At 73.1% G+C, this 17,414-nt stretch carries 19 protein-coding genes and 1 riboswitch; of the genes, 12 read left to right on the top strand and 7 right to left on the bottom strand.

Features of this window, described 5'->3' with window-relative positions; genetic code table 11:
- Nucleotides 1–57 precede the first annotated feature (57 nt).
- The 4 genes from COUCH_RS38220 to COUCH_RS38205 all read left to right on the top strand — a co-directional run bounded on the left by COUCH_RS38220 (nt 58) and on the right by COUCH_RS38205 (nt 3,774).
- A complete protein-coding gene (locus tag COUCH_RS38220; protein ID WP_249609981.1) occupies nt 58–618 on the top strand; it encodes a TetR/AcrR family transcriptional regulator in 561 nt (186 codons plus the stop codon).
- A gap of 27 nt (nt 619–645) precedes the next feature.
- Nucleotides 646–775: riboswitch (cobalamin riboswitch) on the top strand.
- Nucleotides 776–854: 79 nt separating this feature from the next.
- Nucleotides 855–1,772 carry an ABC transporter substrate-binding protein gene (locus tag COUCH_RS38215; protein WP_249609980.1) on the top strand — a complete coding sequence of 306 codons (918 nt, stop codon included), beginning with the start codon at nt 855–857 and terminating at the stop codon, nt 1,770–1,772.
- A 218-nt stretch (nt 1,773–1,990) separates the two neighbouring features.
- The gene (locus tag COUCH_RS38210; protein WP_249613950.1) at nt 1,991–3,013 is read left to right on the top strand and encodes a FecCD family ABC transporter permease; all 1,023 of its coding nucleotides are present in this window, start codon (nt 1,991–1,993) and stop codon (nt 3,011–3,013) included.
- Complete coding sequence (locus COUCH_RS38205; protein WP_249609979.1) at nt 3,010–3,774, top strand: ABC transporter ATP-binding protein; 765 nt, start codon at nt 3,010–3,012, stop codon at nt 3,772–3,774. Before COUCH_RS38210 ends, COUCH_RS38205 begins: the two co-directional genes overlap by 4 nt.
- On the opposite strand, the gene COUCH_RS38200 is transcribed toward COUCH_RS38205, so the two are convergent.
- From COUCH_RS38200 to COUCH_RS38180, 5 genes are all read right to left on the bottom strand, one after another.
- Entirely contained in the window at nt 3,764–4,528 is a 765-nt protein-coding gene (locus COUCH_RS38200; protein ID WP_249609978.1) for a VOC family protein, read from the bottom strand. The two genes, COUCH_RS38205 and COUCH_RS38200, sit on opposite strands and share 11 nt — an antisense overlap.
- A gap of 82 nt (nt 4,529–4,610) precedes the next feature.
- Complete coding sequence (locus COUCH_RS38195) at nt 4,611–5,351, bottom strand: ABC transporter permease (RefSeq protein ID WP_249609977.1); 741 nt, start codon at nt 5,349–5,351, stop codon at nt 4,611–4,613.
- Nucleotides 5,352–5,367: 16 nt separating this feature from the next.
- The gene (locus tag COUCH_RS38190; protein ID WP_249609976.1) at nt 5,368–6,234 is read right to left on the bottom strand and encodes an ABC transporter ATP-binding protein; all 867 of its coding nucleotides are present in this window, start codon (nt 6,232–6,234) and stop codon (nt 5,368–5,370) included.
- Nucleotides 6,231–6,557: a winged helix-turn-helix domain-containing protein gene (locus COUCH_RS38185; RefSeq protein ID WP_249609975.1), complete on the bottom strand. Its 327-nt coding sequence runs from the start codon at nt 6,555–6,557 to the stop codon at nt 6,231–6,233. The genes COUCH_RS38190 and COUCH_RS38185 overlap by 4 nt, the downstream gene beginning before the upstream one ends.
- A complete protein-coding gene (locus COUCH_RS38180; RefSeq protein WP_249609974.1) occupies nt 6,554–7,216 on the bottom strand; it encodes a transporter in 663 nt (220 codons plus the stop codon). The genes COUCH_RS38185 and COUCH_RS38180 overlap by 4 nt, the downstream gene beginning before the upstream one ends.
- 78 nt (nt 7,217–7,294) lie before the next feature.
- Here COUCH_RS38180 and COUCH_RS38175 point away from each other — a divergent pair, with 78 nt between their 5' ends.
- Genes COUCH_RS38175 through COUCH_RS38160 form a run of 4 tightly spaced genes read left to right on the top strand, consistent with a single transcriptional unit; the run spans nt 7,295 to nt 9,628 of the window.
- Nucleotides 7,295–7,717 (top strand): GNAT family N-acetyltransferase, encoded by a 423-nt coding sequence (locus COUCH_RS38175; RefSeq protein WP_249609973.1) that lies wholly within the window; start codon nt 7,295–7,297, stop codon nt 7,715–7,717.
- A 48-nt stretch (nt 7,718–7,765) separates the two neighbouring features.
- Nucleotides 7,766–8,173, top strand: coding sequence for a DUF6313 family protein (locus tag COUCH_RS38170; RefSeq protein ID WP_249609972.1), 408 nt, complete (start codon nt 7,766–7,768; stop codon nt 8,171–8,173).
- Nucleotides 8,170–8,520 (top strand): hypothetical protein, encoded by a 351-nt coding sequence (locus COUCH_RS38165; protein ID WP_249609971.1) that lies wholly within the window; start codon nt 8,170–8,172, stop codon nt 8,518–8,520. The genes COUCH_RS38170 and COUCH_RS38165 overlap by 4 nt, the downstream gene beginning before the upstream one ends.
- On the top strand, nt 8,510–9,628 hold the full coding sequence (locus COUCH_RS38160; protein ID WP_249609970.1) for a hypothetical protein: 1,119 nt from the start codon (nt 8,510–8,512) through the stop codon (nt 9,626–9,628). Before COUCH_RS38165 ends, COUCH_RS38160 begins: the two co-directional genes overlap by 11 nt.
- On the opposite strand, the gene COUCH_RS38155 is transcribed toward COUCH_RS38160, so the two are convergent.
- Nucleotides 9,625–11,649: a HelD family protein gene (locus COUCH_RS38155; RefSeq protein WP_249609969.1), complete on the bottom strand. Its 2,025-nt coding sequence runs from the start codon at nt 11,647–11,649 to the stop codon at nt 9,625–9,627. The genes COUCH_RS38160 and COUCH_RS38155 overlap by 4 nt on opposite strands.
- A 179-nt stretch (nt 11,650–11,828) precedes the next feature.
- Here COUCH_RS38155 and COUCH_RS38150 point away from each other — a divergent pair, with 179 nt between their 5' ends.
- From COUCH_RS38150 to COUCH_RS38135, 4 genes are all read left to right on the top strand, one after another.
- Complete coding sequence (locus COUCH_RS38150) at nt 11,829–12,401, top strand: ArsR/SmtB family transcription factor (protein ID WP_249609968.1); 573 nt, start codon at nt 11,829–11,831, stop codon at nt 12,399–12,401.
- Between the two features lie 62 nt (nt 12,402–12,463).
- A complete protein-coding gene (locus COUCH_RS38145; protein ID WP_249609967.1) occupies nt 12,464–13,768 on the top strand; it encodes an MFS transporter in 1,305 nt (434 codons plus the stop codon).
- Nucleotides 13,765–14,619: a menaquinone biosynthetic enzyme MqnA/MqnD family protein gene (locus COUCH_RS38140; protein ID WP_249609966.1), complete on the top strand. Its 855-nt coding sequence runs from the start codon at nt 13,765–13,767 to the stop codon at nt 14,617–14,619. Before COUCH_RS38145 ends, COUCH_RS38140 begins: the two co-directional genes overlap by 4 nt.
- Before the next feature lie 211 nt (nt 14,620–14,830).
- Nucleotides 14,831–16,354 (top strand): hypothetical protein, encoded by a 1,524-nt coding sequence (locus COUCH_RS38135; protein ID WP_249609965.1) that lies wholly within the window; start codon nt 14,831–14,833, stop codon nt 16,352–16,354.
- A 45-nt stretch (nt 16,355–16,399) separates the two neighbouring features.
- Here COUCH_RS38135 and COUCH_RS38130 read toward each other — a convergent pair whose 3' ends face one another.
- Nucleotides 16,400–17,374 carry an alpha-hydroxy acid oxidase gene (locus COUCH_RS38130; RefSeq protein WP_249609964.1) on the bottom strand — a complete coding sequence of 325 codons (975 nt, stop codon included), beginning with the start codon at nt 17,372–17,374 and terminating at the stop codon, nt 16,400–16,402.
- Nucleotides 17,375–17,414 lie beyond the last annotated feature (40 nt).

Below are 17,414 nucleotides of genomic sequence, written 5' to 3'. Positions count from 1 at the left end.
TCCCCTTGCCGGATGCGCCTACCTGTCATAGCTTCTGGGCTATGACAGGTAGTTTGCATGCCTAGGGCCGGCCTGACCAGCGACGCGGTCGTCGACGTGGCGCTCGCCCTGGTCGACGAGAAGGGCCCGGAGGCGCTGAGCCTCGCCGCGGTCGCCGACCGGGCCGGGGTCGCGCCGCCCTCCCTCTACAAGCACATCGGTAGCCTCGCCGACCTGCGCGACCTCATGGCCGTCAAGATCATCCGCGCGATGGCCCGCGCCTCGGCCTCGGCCGCCCTGGGCCGCAGCCGCGACGACGCGGTCGCCGCGCTGATGCGTGCGTACCGTGACTTCGTCCTGGCCCACCCGGGCTGGTACGCCCTCGTCCCGCTCGACCCGCTGCACCGCGGCTCGGAGCCGATGGCCGACGCGGCCCGCGAACTGCTCGAGGTGCTGTTCGCGGTGCTCCGCGGCTACGGCCTGACGGACGCCGCCGCCACCCACGCGACCCGTCGCCTGCGGGCCGCGGTGCACGGGTTCTCGGTGCTGCAGGCGGGTGGGGGGTTCGGGCTGGCGGAGGACGTCGAGGAGACGTACGACCAGCTCATCGCAATGGTCACCGCCAGCCTGCCGCACTAGTCGCGGGTCGCCGGGAACCGAGGTGGGATAGCGTCGGGGGGACCGCGTCGCAGCGAAGCCGGTGGGATTCCGGCGCTGTCCCGCAACTGTGAAGTCCCGTACCGCCTTGTTCGGCGGCCGGGCAAGCCAGGTCGCCTGCGCGTCGGTCGCGATTCAGCGCTCTCGGGGAGGGGCGCCTCGCGGGCCGGTGCTCCGGCCGGCGATGCACCGCAGCCTCGGCCGGCAGGAGGACCAGGATGACCAGAAGAATTGTGACGGCCGCGATCGCGGTCACCGCGCTGCTGCTCGGCGGGTGCGGTGGTGGCGGATCGGACGGCGACGCGGGGCAGCCCGCCGCGAGTGCGAGCGGGGCTGCGTACCCGGCGACCGCGGGTGGGGTGACGCTCGAGGAGCGGCCCGAGAAGATCGTGTCGCTGGCACCGACCGCGACCGAGATGCTGTTCGCCATCGACGCCGGGTCGCAGGTGGTGGCGGTGGACGACCAGTCGACGTACCCGCCCGAGGCGCCTCGGTCCGACCTGTCCGGGTTCAAGCCGAACGCCGAGGCGATCGCCGCCAAGAATCCCGACCTCGTCGTGGTGTCCGACGACCTCAACAAGATCGTCGACCAGTTGACCAAGCTGAAGATCCCGGTGCTGTTCGCCCCCGCGGCGAAGACGCTGGACGACACGTACGGTCAGATCGCGCAGCTGGGCACGCTCACCGGGCACCCGGCGGAGGCCGCCGCGCTGACCGGGCGGATGCGGGCCGACATCGACAAGATCGTCAAAGGGGTGCCGGCCCGGTCGGCGCCGCTGACCTACTACTACGAGCTGGACCCGACGTACTACACCGTGACGTCGCAGACGTTCGTCGGTTCGATCTTCGCCATGGTGGGTCTGAAGAACGTCGCGGACGGCGCCAAGACCGCGTATCCGCAGCTCTCGCAGGAGGCGCTGGTCTCCGCGGACCCGGACATGATCTTCCTGGCAGACAGCAAGTGCTGCGCGCAGTCGCCGGCGACCGTGCGGGCCCGCAAGGGCTGGTCGGGCGTGACGGCGGTGAAGACCGGCCAGGTCGTGGCGCTGGACGACGACATCGCGTCGCGGTGGGGGCCGCGGGTCGTGGACCTGGTCCGGTCGGTCGCGGACGCGGTGGCCAAGGTCCCGGCGTGACCACCCGGCCCGCCCGCGAAGCGCCACCGCCCACCGACGGGCCGGCCGGCGAGGAAGCGGCGGCCGGGGACAAAAGCGCAACCGGAGACAAAAGCGCAGCCGACAAAACTGCCGGCGGCAAGAGCGCAGCCGGCGAAAAAGCCGGCGAGAAGGCCGGCGGCAGAAGCGCGGCCGGCGAGAAGGCCGGCGGGAAAGGCGGCGGCAGGAGGCCGGCCGGGCTGCGGGCCGCCTGGCTGGCCGGCGGGTTCGTCGCGGTGGCGGTCGCGCTCGTCGCCGGCATCGCGTTCGGGCCGGTCACCCTGCCGCCCGGCGGCGTCGCCGCGGAGCTGCTCAACCTCATTCCGGGCGTACGGCTGCACAGCGGCCTGACCGAGCGCGAGGTCGCCATCGTCACCGCCCTGCGCCTGCCGCGGGTCGTGCTCGGGCTGCTGGTCGGGGCGATGCTGGCGCTGGCCGGTGCCGCGTACCAGGGGGTGTTCCGGAACCCGCTCGCCGATCCGCATCTGCTGGGGGTCGCGGCGGGCGCCGGGCTGGGCGTGACCGCGGTGATCGCCGCCCGCTCCGGCACCGGCGATGTCACGGCCGACCTGCCGTTCGGCGTACCGCTGGCGGCTTTCGTCGGTGCGGTCGGGGCGGTGGTGCTGACGTGGCTGCTGGGGGCGGCCGGCGGGCGGGCGCGTACCCCCGCGACGTTGATCCTGTCCGGAGTGGCCGTGTCGGCGTTCCTCGCCGCCGCGCAGACGTACGTGATGCAGCGGCACACCGAGTCGCTGCGTGAGGTGTACGCGTGGCTGCTCGGCCGGCTCGCCACCGCGGGCTGGCACGACGTGCTGATCGTGCTGCCGTACGCGGCCGTCACCGGGATCATCGTGCTCGCGCACCGCCGGGAGCTGGACGTGCTGACGGTCGGCGACGAGGAGGCCGCGGCGCTGGGCCTGCACCCGCAGCGCAGCCGGTATCTGCTGGTGATCGCCGCGTCGCTGGGGACCGCGGCGGCCGTGTCGGTGTCCGGCCTGATCGGGTTCGTCGGCATCATCGTGCCGCACACGCTGCGGTTGCTCGCCGGGCCGAGCTACCGGTCGATCCTGCCGCTGTCGGTGCTGTTCGGCGGGGCGTTCCTCGCGCTCACCGACCTGGTCGCGCGGACCGTCGCCAGCCCGGCGGAGATCCCCATCGGCGTGGTGACGGCGTTCTTCGGCGCCCCGTTCTTCGCCGTCGTGCTGCGCAGGATCAAGGGATGATCACCGTACGGGGGCTGCGCGTGCGGCTGGGCGGGGTGGCCGTCGTCGACGGGGTGGACCTCGACGTGGCCGACGGCGAGTGGGTGACGATCATCGGCCCGAACGGCGCCGGCAAGTCGACGGTGCTGCGGGCCGTGGGCGGGCTGGTGCCGTACGCGGGCACGATCGCGCTCGGTGGCGTCCCGCTCGAGGCCCTGTCCCGCCGCGACCGGGCCCGTACGGTCGCCACCGTTGCTCAGCACCCGGTCGTGCCGCCGGCGATGCTCGTGTACGACTACGTGCTGCTGGGGCGTACGCCGTACATCCGCGCGCTGGGCCGCGAGTCCGCCTCCGACCTGGCCGTGGTCGACGAGGTCCTCGCCGCCCTGGACCTGGAGGCGTTCGCCGACCGCCGGCTCGACACGCTCTCCGGTGGCGAGCGGCAGCGCGCGTTCCTGGCCCGGGCGCTCGCGCAGGGCGCCCGTACGCTGCTGCTGGACGAGCCGACGAGCGCGCTGGACATCGGGCACCAGCAGGAGGTGCTGGAGCTCGTCGACCGGTTGCGCGGCGAGCGCGGGCTCACGGTGCTGGCCACGATGCACGACCTGTCGACGGCCGGGGAGTACGCCGACCGCCTCGTGCTGCTCGCCGGTGGCCGGGTCGTCGCGCACGGGACCGCCCGTGAGGTGCTGACCGAGGACCTGCTCGCCGAGCACTACCGCGTACGCGTCAAGGTCATCGACGGCGAGCAGGGGCCGCTCGTCGTGCCGGTCAGGCGTTAGCGCTCTGCAGGATCGAGAACGTGCCGCCCTGCGGGTCGTCGAGGACCGCGTAGCGGCCGATCGGCAGGTCCGTCGGCGGGTGGGCCACCCGGCCGCCGAGCGACTGCGCGAGCGCCACCGACTCGTCGCAGTCGCGCACCGCGAAGTAGATCATCCAGTGTGGAGAGAGGTCGTCGGGCCAGTCGTCGCCGTCCATGGCCTGCATGCCGGCGATCGTGGCGCCCTGGTGCTCCCAGACGATGTACGGCAGCCCGCCCATCGAGCTCTCCCGGGCCACCCAGCCGAACACCGACCCGTAGAAGGCCGCCGACCCCTCGACGTCCCGCGTGGTCAGCTCGTTCCAGGTGAGCGCGCCCGGCACGTCGAAGACGTCGGCGCCCTTCATCGTGCCGGCCTGCCAGACGCTGAACGGCGCCCCGGCGGGGTCGAGGAACGCCGCCATCCGGCCCTGGAACATCACGTCGAACGGCGCGACCAGCACCTTGCCGCCGGCCGCCTCGACCCGGGCCGCGATCTCGTCGGCGTCGTCCGTGGCGACGTACGTGCTCCAGGCGGTCGGCTGGCCCTCGCCGTAGAGCGGTCCGGCGCCCGCGGCGGCGCGCCCGTGGAGGCGGAACGTGGTGTAGCCGCCGTACTCCTCGCCGGAGACGTCGGCCTCCCAGCCGAACAGCTGCGTGTAGAAGCGGGTCGCGTCCGGCAGATCGGCGGTGCCCAGATCCACCCAGTTCGGAACCCCGGGCGTCGGATGGGACATGGGCGATCTCCTCGACAGGCACAAGGCGGACGCATGGATCGTTGCACCGCGATGCCAGGTACGGGACGGCAGAGTCGGAAGTTCAACTGAACCGCCGACCCTCGTCGCGGCGATAGGCCCATCCGGCCACCCCAGCGAACGCGACCATCCAGGCCACCAGCGCGGCCACCGAGGCCGGCTGCACCGGGAAGTCGCCGACCGCGGCCCACATGAGGCGTACGGCCGCGCCCGTCGGCAGGTAGGGGGCGATCGTCTCGATGAACCCGGGGGCGTTGCCCGGGCCGGTCATCAGTCCGCCGCCGAAGGCCAGCGGCAGGAACAGCACCTGGGCGAGCACGACCGCGGCCTTCGTGGGCAGCGAGTAGCCGATCGCGAGGCCCATCAACGTGAACGGCACCGCCGAGACCACCGTGACGCCGAAGGCCGCCAGGAACTGGCCGGGCGTCACGGTCGCCTCCGTCAGCAGCGCCGCGGTGACCAGGACCGGGATCAGCGACACCGTCATCAGCACCAGCCCGGCGAGGATGCGCCCGAGGAACCGGGGTGCCGCGCCGACGGGCAGGGTCCGCGCGTACGGGTCCCACGGCTGTGCCCGGTCCTCCGCGACGCCGATCCCGTATTGGAAGAGGTTGGAGCTCATGACGACGAACGTGACCATCGACGCGGTGGCGGTCGTCGCCCACTCCGGGTTGCTGCCGAGGAACGGGACCACGAAGAAGATCATCGAGGCGGCGGGGAAGAACGCGCTGCCGACGAGCGCCATCGGCATGCGTACGGTCTCGATCAGCTGGAACCGTGCGTGGGTCAGGGCGAGGGATGACACGAGGGGCTCCTTGGGCTCAGGCGGCGGTGAGGGTGAGGAACGCTTCCTCCAGCGACGTGGGCCGGACCTCGAGGTCGCGGAACGGCACGTCGCAGGAGACCAGGTCGCGGACCAGGCGGTCGGCGTCCGCCGTGAGCAGATGCGTCCGGTCGCCGTCGCGCTCGGTGCCGACCACGCCGGGAAGATCGGGCACGGGTACGGCGGAGGTCAGGCTGACCCGGCGGATCGCGACGAGCCCGCGTACGGCCGCGACGCTGTCGTCGGCGAGCACCCGGCCGCCCCCGACCACCACGACCCGGCCGGCCAGCGCCTCCACCTCCTCGAGGTAGTGGCTGGTGAGCACCACCGTGCCGCCCTCGGCGTGGAACCGGCGTACGCCCTCCCAGAGGGCGTGCCGCGCGGCGACGTCCAGGCCGGTCGTCGGCTCGTCGAGGAACACGATGCGCGGCCGCCCGACGAATGCCAGCGCGACGGCGACCCGCCGCTTCTGCCCGCCGGAGAGCCCACCGGTCTGCCGGCGCACCAGGTCGCCCAGCCCGAACCGGTCGAGCAGCTCGTCGCGGCCGAGCGGGTCGGGGAAGTGGGCGCGGACGAAGTCGACGACCTCGCCGACCCGCAGCGCCGACGGCAGCCCGGTCTCCTGCGGCGTCACCCCGAGCACCTTGCGGGTGGCCGGGTCACGCGGGTCGCCGCCGCACAGCTCCACCCGGCCGGCGCTGGGCCGCCGTACGCCGGTCAGCAGGTTGACCAGCGTGCTCTTGCCGGCGCCGTTCGGCCCGAGGAGGCCGACGAGCTCGCCGGCGTGCACGTCGAGGTCGACGTGGTCGAGGGCGACGACGCTGCCGTAGCGCCGGGTGACGTCGATGGCTCGGGCGAGGGTCATGACTGCTCCGTTCCGGCGCCGCCGTTCAGCAGGGCGCGTACGGCGTTCGTGTAGTCCTCGAAGGCCAGCCGTCCGCGGCGGGTGAGGCTGACCAGGGTGGCCGGCGTGCGGCCCTGATGGGTCTTGACGACCTCGACGTAGCCCGCGTCCTCGAGCTTGCGCAGGTGCACGGAGAGGTTGCCGGGGGTCATGCGGAGGATGTCCTGCAGCCGGGGGAAGGCGATGCTGTCGCCCTCGCGCAGCGTGGAGAGGGAGGAGACGACCCGCAGGCGGGCCTGGGCGTGGATGACCGGGTCGAGCTCCGGTACCGCGTCATCGGTCATCGCCGGGCACGCTCGCCCTCGGTCACGTGCGGCAGCCGGAGCCAGGAGATCAACCCGGCGACGAGCATCCCGCCGCCGCCGGCAACCGCCACCACGAGGGCGTGCCAGCCCGGGCCGAGGATCACGCCGACCACGTTGACGACGCTCAGCCAGGCGCCGAGCCGGAACATCGTCCGGTCGTTCCAGATGGCGCCGCCCGCCATGTGCAGCGCACCGGTCAGGGCGGTCATCGTGCCGGTCCACAGCAGGGTGGCCTGGGCGGTGGGCAGCAGCTCGCTGATGCGGCTGAGCACCGTGATCATGCCGGAGAAGGCGAGGCCCCAGGTGAAGCCGTACATCCTGCCCTGGCGGGAGGTCGGTCCCGAGACCTGCCGGGCCGCCCGGCCGCCGACGAAGCCCGTAATCATCCCCGCGATGAAGATCAGCGCGAGCAGGACGACCAGCGGCAGCCACTCCGGCATGTCGACGATGACCCGGCCGTCCGGGCCGAACCGCAGGAAGTAGACGGTGAAACCGATCAGCCAGGCGATGCCCCACGGCCAGAGGAGCAGCCGCGGGTCGGGGATGATGCGGCGCGCTGTGGCACTGCGCTCGCGCTCGATGAGCCGGAGCGATTCGGCGGGGTCCAGGGGAGGGCGGTCGTCGTCTGCTTCATCCATGTAAAGAACTCTACCGTACAAAGTCAAAGAACTCTATGGCGCAAAGTTGACAGCTTGGCCGTCGCCTACGATCACGATGTGGCTGATCTTGTGTTGCGCGCCGCGGAGGCGCGGGAGCTCGGTGCCGTCCTGGGCTTCTGGCTCACCGCCGCCGAGAACGCCGCCCGTCCCGCCGATTCCCCGGCCGCCCTGGCCGCGCTGCATCTGCGCGACCCGGGCGCGCTGATCGTCGCCGTCGACGGCGACGAGATCGTCGGTACGGTCATCGCCGGCTGGGACGGCTGGCGCTGCCACCTGTACCGGCTGGCGGTCGCCCCCTCGCGCCGGCGTGCCGGGATCGGGCGGGCGCTGATCGCGGCGGCGGAGGAGCGCTTCCGGGCGCTCGGCGGTACGCGGGCCGACGCGATGGTGCTCGACGACAACGAGGGCGCGCACGCCGTCTGGGCCGCGCACGGGTACCGCCGCCAGGGCGAGTGGTCGCGCTGGGTGAAGCCGCTCTAGCCCGCGGAACGCCCTCTTTGCGGGTATATCGGCGGGTACGGTGTCAGCATGGTGTCGGCGCGCCCCCTCGGCGTACGGGTGCCGGGGCGGCCCCCGCCCCACGACCGGCTGCGGGATCGGATGCGCCGCCGGCTGCGTGCGCTGGGCGCGTACACCGGGGTCCGGCACTGGCTGCTGGTACGGGGAACGCCGCTGTTCGTCGTGTTCGCCCTGCTCTACGTGGTCAACGGCCTGGTGATCGGGTGGAAGACGACGTACGACGTCACCATCGGCATCACCTCGCCCGGCGACCGGGACGTGCCGGTGCCGGTGCTGGCCTGGTTCCTGTCCGTGTGCGGGTGGCTGGCCGCGCCCGCGGTCTTCGGTGCGGTCGCCGGAGCTGTCGTCAGCGTCGCCATCAGCGGCCGCCGGCAGCGGTCGATCCGCGAGGCGTTGTCGAGGGATGAGCCGGCATGAGCGAGCAGGAGACCGCGTCACCCCGGATGACGAAGCTGCGCGCGACCATCCCGCCGCTCAAGGACCTCGTCTACGAACAGTGCGGGTACGCCGTGCCCGCCACCTTCGCGTCCGGCTTCGTCGACCTGCACCTCGACGACTGGGAGCGGGCCGAGCGGGACTGGGAGAACTTCGTCGCCCTCGTGCTGGACACCGACGCCGTCCACCCGCGCGCCAGCGGCGGGGTGGCGATCAAGCAGGCCGTCGAGGCGGCCGCGGCGTTCCTCGTGGACGACGAGCTGTGGCCGTGGTGCCCGATGTGCAAGCCGGACGCCGACGAACGGAAGGGGGAGACCGATGGGCGCTGACCTGATCCGATCTCCGGGCAGTTTCCGCCGGCTGGGTGAGCGGCTCCTCGGTGGGGCCTTCCCCGCGATGGACGCCGAGGAAGTCGACCGCTATCTCGATCGAGCCGTGGCCCGGGTCCACGAGGCGACCGGCACGCGCCCGCTGCAACGGCTGCGCGCGAACCGTGCCGAGGTGCTGGAGCTGGTCGAGATCGGCCGGGAGGACTTCCGGTCGGCACACCCGCGGCGGCCCGTCGCCGTACTGACGCCGGACGACGTGATCGCACACCTGGGCCGGCACCCGGCGATGAAGTTGCCGGCCCGGAGGCTGGTCCTGGACTTCGCCGATGCCCTGGACGTCATCCGGACCCTCGACGAGGTGAGTGACGCCGCCACGGTGATCGAGCTCCCGGCCGACGGCACGCCCGATCTCGCGCTGAGCGTGAGTTCCGGGCCGCCCTCAGCCCGTGACCGGGTCCGTGGTCTCGCGGCCGAGCTGGCCACCGGCCTCGCCGGGGCCCGGAACCTCGTCCGCGCCGTCGACCTCGCCATCGACTCGGCTGTCGACCTCGCCTCGGCCCTGCGGGACCGGGACCTCGCACGCGGACTCGCCGACGCCCGCGCCAGCGCCCGGCACCTGGACCAGAGCCTCGGCCTCGACCACGTCCTGACCGGAGACCTGCGCCGCGACCTCGAGCGGGGCCGGCCGGTCCGCCCCGACCGCCCCGCCTACGCAGAGGTCGACCGTGCCGGTGACCGCGCGCACCTCCGTCGCCTCGCCGACTCGGTCGCCTTCGCCAGGGCCGCCGCCCAGCAGGTCAGGGACGCCCTCGCCCGGGACGTCGCCCGGATGTTCCTGCGGATCGGACGGCTCGACCTCGACCGGCTCGACGACGAGAGCGCCGAAGCCCTGCGGGAAGCGGTGAACGACCTGCGCGGAGCGGACCTCAGGAGCGTCAACCTCGTCGGCGTCGACCTCGAGGGCATCCGATGGTCACCGGCCACCCGCTGGCCCGAGGACTGGCGCGCGCAGGTCGACCGCGACTCGGTGCTGATCGGCGACGGAGTGTTCGAGGTCCGCCCGGGCGCGAAGACGGCCGGCACCCACCTCCTGCTGGCTCCGCTCTAGTCGGCCAGCGGCCCGGGCAGAGGCGCGGCGTGGACGACCGAGAGGCGGGACACCGCACGGGTCAGGACCACGTACAGCCGGTGCAGGCCGCGCGGCTCGGCGGCGACGATCTCGGCCGGTTCGACGACGACCACGTGGTCGTACTCGAGGCCCTTGACGATCGTGGCCGGTACCACCGTGACGCGCGCCTCCGAGTCGACGTCGTCGGGGGTCGCGGCCTGCAGCCCCGCCGCCGCGAGATGCGCGCGCAGCCGGTCGACCGCTGCGTCCGCCGCGATGACCGCGACCGAGCCCTCGTGCTCCAGCGCCGCCGTGACCTCCACCAGCGTCGCCGCGTCCAGCTCCGAGGGGTCCGCAAGCCCGACGACGGCCAGGTCCCCGTCCCGGCGCAGGGAGACGGCTTCCGGCACGTCCACACCGAGGGCCGGGAGGAGGCGGTTCGCCAGGGCCACAACGGCCGCGGGTACGCGGAACCCGACGGTCAGCGGCACCACGGCCGCATCCGGCTTGCCGAGGTGCGCCAGAGTGTCCTCCCACTGGGCCGCCGCCCACGGGGCCGTACCCTGCGCGAGGTCGCCGAGCAGCGTGATCGACCCGTGCTCGCTGCGCCGCGCGATCGCCCGCGCCTGCATGGGCGACAGGTCCTGCGCCTCGTCGACGACCACGTGCCCGAAGCTGGTCTCGCGCTCCAGCAGACCCGCCGCCTCGTCCAGCAGCAGCAGGTCCCCGGCGCTGAAGCGGGCCGACTTGGGAGTCTTGGGCGCCTTCGGCCACAGCAGCTCGGCCTGCTCCTCGGCCGTCAGGATGCCCTCGGCCGCGGCGGCCAGCAGCGTGGCGTCGGTCAGCACCGCGACAACCAGCGCCTCGGGCGTCAGCGCGGGCCACGCCTGATCCAGGAAGTCCCGTACCGGCGCGACCTTCGCCATCTTCCGCAGCCACCCGTCGCTCGGCGAGTTGCCCGTACGGTATTCCGACTGCCGTTGCAGCAACCCGACGACCCGGGCGAGCACCCGTTCCCGGCCCACCGAGTAGGGCAGCCCCTCGCGCCGGGCCTCGTCGACGATCCGGCGCAGCGGCTCGGAGTCGATGCGCCACCGGTACGAACCGTCGGACACCATGATCGGCTCGGCCGGCTTCACCAGGTGGCTCCACAGCGCCCGGCGCAACACCTCGGCCAGGCGCGCGTCGTGCTTCAGCATGGTGGCCGCCTCGCTGTCCCGGCCCTTCACGGGTACGCGGGCGATCAGATCGTCCACCGTGGACTGCTGGACCTCCACCTCGCCCAGCGCCGGCAGCACAGCCGAGATGTACGACAGGAACGCCGAGTTCGGTCCGACGATCAGCACCCCGGAGCGCCGCAGCCGTTCGCGGTGCACGTACAGCAGGTAGGCGGCCCGGTGCAGGCCCACCGCGGTCTTCCCGGTGCCCGGCGCACCCTGCACGCAGATCGAATCCTCGAGCTCTGCGCGTACCAATTCATCCTGTTCGGGTTGGATCGTCGCGACGATGTCGCGCATGGGCCCGACGCGCGGGCGCTCGATCTCCGCCGTCAGGATGCGGCTCTTCGTGCCGAGCTCCTCGCCGCGGTCCAGGTGTTCGTCCTCGAAGCTGGTCAGCTCGCCCTTCACGAACCCGAACCGCCGCCGCGTCGACACGCCCTGCGGATCCCGCACGCTGGCCCGGTAGAACGACTGCGACAGCGGCGCCCGCCAGTCGAGCACCATCGGCTCCCCGGCATCGTCGGTCACATGCCGGCGCCCGATGTGGTACGCCGCCTCGGCGACGTCCAGCTTGCCGAAGAACAGCGGAGTGGTGGGGTCGTCCGCCAGCTCGGCGACGCGGCGGGACAGCGTACGCCCGAGCGTCTCGGCGGAGAACGCATCGCCGGCGATGTCGGCGGAGGAGGAGAACAGCGACTCGGCCCGGCCGCGCATGCGGCCCAGGGCGGCGCGGGACTCGGCAAGATGCCGGCGCTCCGCGGCGAGATCGTCGTCGAGATCGGTGTGGGCAGGCAGCGTCATCCGAGAGACCTTTCGGCGTCGGTGTCGGTGGTTCGGCTGACCTGGGCCGCCCGGCGCTCCGGCTGGATGCGGTGTCGGCAGTGCCCGGTTGGGAAAGCGCGCGGTCCCCGCGGGCGAGCCCACCAGGGTACGCGGCCTCCCAGCCCCGCACGACCGAATTACTGCGGGATCATTGGGGCATGGCTGAGCAGCGGGTGCGTACGCGGATCACCGATCCCAAGGTCATGCGGGCGCTCGCGCATCCCGCGCGGATCGCGATCGTCGAGCATCTGGGGAGCACCGGCGAGGCGGTCAGCGCCACCCAGTGCGCCGGGCTGGTCGACTTGTCGCCGAGCGCGACCAGCTACCACCTGCGGGAGCTCGCCAAGGTGGGGCTCGTGGAGCAGGCGCCCAGCCGCGGGGACGGCCGTGAACGGCTGTGGCGCAGTACGACCTCCGGGTTCAGCGTCGAGGGGGACCTGGACGAGCCGGAGACGCGCCGCAGCCAGCAGGAGCTGGTCGACGTCTATCTGGCGCGGGACTTCGCGCGGTTGCGGGAGTGGTTCGGCCGGCAGCACGAGGAGCCGCGGGCCTGGCGCGACGCCTCGACCCTGATGGGGCCGATGCTGCTGATGACGGCCGAGGAGCTGGTCGCGTTGAACGAGCGGGTGCAGGAGCTGGTGGAGCCGTACCGGCGGCGGGAGCGGATGGATGACGCGCCCGCGGACGCGCGACCGGTGGCCGTGCATTACGCGTCTTTCCCTGTCGACTAGGACCGAGCCCCGGAGGTCCGAGGGGCTTGCCATCGGCGGATGTGAAGGAATATTTTCGAAGTATGTCCTTCGCATCTGTCAGTTCATGGCGCGACGTCCGGTTGGCGGCCGGTGCGCGAGCCGTGTCGGTGTGCGGGGACTTCCTGGCCGCCACCTCCCTGGCGCTCGCTCTGCAGGAGGCCGGCGCCGGAGGGCTGGCGGTCTCCGCGCTGCTGCTGGCGGCGAGCGCTCCGGTCGCGCTGCTGGCTCCGGTGGCGGGCCGCATCGCCGATCGGGCGGACAGCCGTACGGTCCTGGTCGTCGCCGGTGCGGCGCAGGCCCTCGTCTGCGCGGCGCTCGCGTTCGTGAGCTCGCCCGGCGTGATCATCGCGTTGGTCGCGGTGCTGGCCTGCGGGCTCGCGGTGACCCAGCCGACGCTCGCGGCCCTGCTGCCGGCGATGGTCCGGCGCGAGGACATGCCGCGGGCCAGCGGCATCAACCAGACCGCCGCCATGGTCGGCATGCTCGTCGCGCCCGCGCTCGCCGGTGTGCTGGTCGGGCGGTTCGGCGTACGGGTGCCGCTGCTCATCGATGCGGCGAGCTACCTCTCCCTCATCGCCGCCGGACTGCTCATCCGTACGCGGCGAGCGGAGCGCGCCCCGGCCGCCGGCCCGCCGTGGCGGTTGCGGGACGACCGGCTGATCCGCGCGATGATCGGCGCACTGGCCGCGGCCGTCGCGGGGGTCGGCGCGATCAACGTCATCGAGGTGTTCTTCATCCGCGAGACGCTGCAGTCCTCCACCACGGTCTTCGGCCTGGTCAGCGCGGCGTGGACGGGCGGCATGCTGCTCGGCGCCGTGCTGTTCGGCCACCTCGGCCGCCGCCAGACCGCCGGGCCGCGCGGCTCGAACGCCGCCGGGCCGGGCCCGGCCCGCGCCGGCGCTGTCGGGTCGCTCGATGCGGCGCGGCTCGTCCGGATCGTTCTGCTGTTGATCGCCGGGTCCTGCGCGCCGATCGTCATCGGCGCCGCGGCCTGGGATGCGCTTCTGCTGCTCCCGCTCTGGTTCGCCGGCGGCATCTGCAACGGCGGTCTCAACGTCTGCACCGCCGTCGTGCTCGCCGAGCGCGTGCCCGCCGCCGCCCGCGGCCGGGCGTTCGCGCTGATGAGCTCCGCCACCCAGGGCGCCGGCATGATCGGCTTCCTGATCGGCGGGCCGCTCGTGGACGCCTTCCCGCCCCGGCCGCTGGTCGCCGCCGCGGGCCTGGCCGGGATCGTTGCGGTCCTGCTGTGCGTGGGACCCGTACGGCGGGCCGGACGTGAGATAGCTCCCTCGGGCCCGGTGGAGACGCCGCGTACGGTGCCTGCCGGAGATAGCGTCGGACCATGAGCGACGACGTGGTCCAGCGCCCCCGGGTCGGGCACATCCAGTTCCTCAACTGCCTGCCGATCTACTGGGGGCTGATGCGGTCCGGCGCGCTGCTCGACGTCGACCTGCGCAAGGACACGCCGGACCGGCTGAGCGCGGCGCTCGTCGCCGGCGACCTGGACATCGGCCCGATCACGCTCGTGGAATACCTGCGCCACGCCGACGAGCTGCTGCTCCTGCCCAACCTCGCGGTGGGCAGCGACGGTCCGGTGCTCTCGGTGAACCTGGTCTCCACCCGGCCGCTCGCGGAGCTGGACGGCCGCCCGGTCGCGCTGGGCTCCACCTCGCGGACCGGCGTCCTGCTCGCCCAGATGCTGCTGACCGAGCGGTACGCGGCCAACCCCGAGTACTTCCGCTGTCCGCCCGAGCTGAGCCAGATGCTGCTGGAGGCGGACGCGGCCGTGCTCATCGGCGACCCCGCCCTGCGCGCCATGTACGAAGCGCCCGCCCTCGGCCTCGAGGTCACCGACCTGGCCCAGGCCTGGAAGGAGTGGACCGGGCTACCGATGGTCTTCGCGGTCTGGGCGGTCCGCCGGGACTTCGCCGCGGCCCAGCCGGGGATGGTCAAGGAGGTGCACGAGGCGTTCCAGCGGTCCCGCGACCTGTGCCTGGGCGAGCTGGACGACGTCGCCGAGGCCGCCGCGCGCTGGGAGCCGTTCGACGCGCCGACGCTGGCCACGTACTTCCGGGCGCTGGACTTCTCGCTGGGTGAGCCGCAGATCGCGGGCGTCCGCGAGTTCGCCCGGCGCGCCGCCGAGCGCGGCGAAGTGCCGCCGCTGCCGGCCGACGGCCCGCGCTTCGCCGAAGTCTGACCTCACCTTGGGCCGCCGGCCGCAGGCAGCCGCCAGGCGACCGGTGGAGGGCCGGTCGATGGACGGCCCGTCGGTGGAGGGCCGATCGGCCGGCGGAGCGGCCGGCGGGCTGATGTTGCGCCGGGTTTGATCCGCTTCGCGTCACCGCGGGTGGCGCGGCCGTTCACACGTGCCCTACGCTGCGCGGACTTCTCATTTGATCATCGAAGCGGTGACCATGCGTCTGCACAGTTTCCTGGGCCGCTCGGCCCTGCCCCTCGTCCTCATCGGGCTCGGCACGATCGGTGCCGCCCTGCCCGCCCACGCCGACCCGGGCGACGAACGACCCGAGGTCGGGGTGTACGTCCCCGAGCGCGTCGTCACCGTCGACGGCAAGACCAAGACCGTCGAGTTCGTGGTGTCGAACGAGGGCGGCGTGAAGGCCGAGGGCCTCGTCGCGGGCTTCGGCAGCGCCGACGACCCGGTACCGGCCTCCGTCGTCGTGACCCCGCCGAACGGGTGCACCGACATCTCGGCATGCCGGCTGGGCGACCTGGCGCCGGGCGACTTCAAGTCGTTCAAGTTCCAGGTGCAGCTCACCGCCGACCTGGCGGACCTGGGCGCGAGCTTCCCGATCGTCGTACGCGACGCCGGCTCGACGTGGCAGTCCAGCGCCGAGGTCACGGTGGTCCGCGCCGAGGCGGGCATCGACCTCGAGATGGGCGCGGTCGAGGACATGAAGCTGGCGCCCGGCAAGTCCGCCACGGTTCCCGTCGTGGTGCGCAACGCCGGCAACCGGGCCGTCGACCACGTGGCGATCATCCTCGCGGGCGCGCCGTTCATCAGCTTCCCCAACACGTACAGCAACTGCGTGGCGGTCGAGGAGCTGGACGGTACGGCCTGCTTCTTCGACCAGCCGCTCGGGCCGGACGAGGTGCTGACCGTGTCGGCCGCAACGCCGCTCAGGGTGAAGGTCGCGGCCGACGCCCCCGGCCCGGCCGACTACTTCAGCGCGGTGTTCGCCACCAACGCCGACGAGGACCTCGACCTGGCCGACCTCGCCGCGAAGAACGCCGCCGCGGCCCCGAAGTCGCAGCTCAAGCTCGTACCGGTGGGCAAGAAGCGGTCCGCCGCGGGGGCGAACGAGGAGGGCGACCTCAACGACTGGGACAACGCCACCACGTTCCGCATCAAGGTGTCGCGGAACCCGGCGGACAGCGCCGCGGTGGGTGCCACCTTCGCGGGGGCCGTCGGCGAGACCCGTACGGTCCGCGTCGGGGTGCGCAACAACGGCCCGGCGGCGACGATGGGTCCGTTCCAGGGCTGGATCACGAGCGCCCTGGTGCAGATCCCGGCGGGCGTCGACCTGACCCGGGTCGACGACGACTGCTTCTCGCTGTCGGACGGCGTGCCGGTGGACGTGGAGCCCGGTGAGGTGCATGGCCGCCAGTACATCTGCTTGACGCTGGACAGCGTCAAGAAGGGCGACGACCTGCTGTTCTCCTTCACCGGCCGGATCACCGGCGGCTCGGCGGCGGGTTCGGTCACCGTCGACGGCGGCGTCCAGGACCCGACCAAGTCCAACGACGTCGCGAAGATCGCCGTCGAGCTGACCGCGGGCGGTTCGGGCGCCGGGCTGCCCGTCACCGGTGCCCCGGCCGGGCTCCTCGCCGGCGGCGGCGCGCTGCTGCTGGCCGCGGGCGCGGTCGCCTTCGTGACCGCCCGGCGCCGCCGGATCGTCACGATCGCCGAGTAGACGCTGCTCAGGTGAGGGCCCGGGAATCCACGGATCCCCGGGCCCTCACCGTGTGTGCCTCCCGATCAGGCCGCCGTCGACCTGCGCCAGGCTGGGAACTCCCGCTTGCGCCATCGTCCGGGCCAGGTCGTCGCGATAAAACCTGAGAAGATCGCGTACGCCCTCAGCACCGCCGGTCGCCAGCGCCCACAACACCGGCCGGCCGATCAGCACGGCGGTCGCGCCCAGCGCCAGAGCGGTCAGCACGTCGGCGCCGTCACGTATCCCGCCGTCGACCAGCACGGGCACCCGGCCACCGACCGCCTCGACGACCGGGCCCAGCGCGTACGCGGAAGCCAGCGCGCGATCCAGCTGACGCCCGCCGTGGTTCGAGACGACGATCCCGGCCGCGCCCGCCTCGACGCAGGCGACGGCGTCCTCGGGCCGCAGCACCCCCTTGACCAGCACGGGCAGCCCGGAGATTCCGGCCAGCCACCGGATCGCGCCGGCGCTCAGGGTCGGATCCTGCCGCTGCCCCGGCGTACGGTTCTCCGGTGCGGCACTCCCGGCCTCCGGCACCGCGCTGCGGAAGACGTACGGCGCGTCCGCGGTCAGCACGATCGCCCGCGCGCCCCGAGCCGCCGCATCCCGCACCTGCGCCTCGGTGATGGAAGGGTCGCGCAGCACGTACGCCTGGAACCACCACCGGTCCGACGAGATCGAGCGCCCGGCACGAGCCGACTGGACCAGCAGCGACCCGGCCTCGGACACGCCCCGAGCGGTGGCCACCTCGCCGTGCGGATGCGCGAGCGTGTGCAACGCGGCCGGCCCGGCCAGGACGGGCGCGGCCAGCCGGGTGCCGAACAGCTCGGTGGCGGTGCTGACCGCCGAGACGTCCTGGAAGATGCGCGGCAGGAAGCGCCAGGACCGCCACGCGGCGGCGGCCTCGTCGCGACTGATCCCCTCGCCGGCGCCGGCCCGGTAGTACTCGAAGACGGCGGGGGGCAGGACGCCTTGCGCCTCCCGCTCGAGCGCATCCACGGTCCGGCCGGCCTGCGCGAGCGGCTCGCCTTTGGGGTTC

The sequence above is a fragment of the Couchioplanes caeruleus genome, assembly GCF_023499255.1.
Taxonomy (GTDB): domain Bacteria; phylum Actinomycetota; class Actinomycetes; order Mycobacteriales; family Micromonosporaceae; genus Actinoplanes; species Actinoplanes caeruleus_A.
Note: the sequence above shows the minus strand (reverse complement) of the source record. Positions and strands in the feature narration are given on the sequence as shown.

Bases quoted from the DNA above. Each gene is read 5' to 3' on its own strand.
- COUCH_RS38220 (WP_249609981.1), top strand. From the start codon at position 58: ATGCCTAGGGCCGGCCTGACCAGCGACGCGGTCGTCGACGTGGCGCTC.
- COUCH_RS38215 (WP_249609980.1), top strand. From the start codon at position 855: ATGACCAGAAGAATTGTGACGGCCGCGATCGCGGTCACCGCGCTGCTG.
- COUCH_RS38205 (WP_249609979.1), top strand. From the start codon at position 3,010: ATGATCACCGTACGGGGGCTGCGCGTGCGGCTGGGCGGGGTGGCCGTC.
- COUCH_RS38200 (WP_249609978.1), bottom strand. From the start codon at position 4,528: ATGTCCCATCCGACGCCCGGGGTTCCGAACTGGGTGGATCTGGGCACC.
- COUCH_RS38190 (WP_249609976.1), bottom strand. From the start codon at position 6,234: ATGACCCTCGCCCGAGCCATCGACGTCACCCGGCGCTACGGCAGCGTC.
- COUCH_RS38185 (WP_249609975.1), bottom strand. From the start codon at position 6,557: ATGACCGATGACGCGGTACCGGAGCTCGACCCGGTCATCCACGCCCAG.
- COUCH_RS38180 (WP_249609974.1), bottom strand. From the start codon at position 7,216: ATGGATGAAGCAGACGACGACCGCCCTCCCCTGGACCCCGCCGAATCG.
- COUCH_RS38170 (WP_249609972.1), top strand. From the start codon at position 7,766: ATGGTGTCGGCGCGCCCCCTCGGCGTACGGGTGCCGGGGCGGCCCCCG.
- COUCH_RS38165 (WP_249609971.1), top strand. From the start codon at position 8,170: ATGAGCGAGCAGGAGACCGCGTCACCCCGGATGACGAAGCTGCGCGCG.
- COUCH_RS38160 (WP_249609970.1), top strand. From the start codon at position 8,510: ATGGGCGCTGACCTGATCCGATCTCCGGGCAGTTTCCGCCGGCTGGGT.
- COUCH_RS38155 (WP_249609969.1), bottom strand. From the start codon at position 11,649: ATGACGCTGCCTGCCCACACCGATCTCGACGACGATCTCGCCGCGGAG.
- COUCH_RS38150 (WP_249609968.1), top strand. From the start codon at position 11,829: ATGGCTGAGCAGCGGGTGCGTACGCGGATCACCGATCCCAAGGTCATG.
- COUCH_RS38145 (WP_249609967.1), top strand. From the start codon at position 12,464: ATGTCCTTCGCATCTGTCAGTTCATGGCGCGACGTCCGGTTGGCGGCC.
- COUCH_RS38140 (WP_249609966.1), top strand. From the start codon at position 13,765: ATGAGCGACGACGTGGTCCAGCGCCCCCGGGTCGGGCACATCCAGTTC.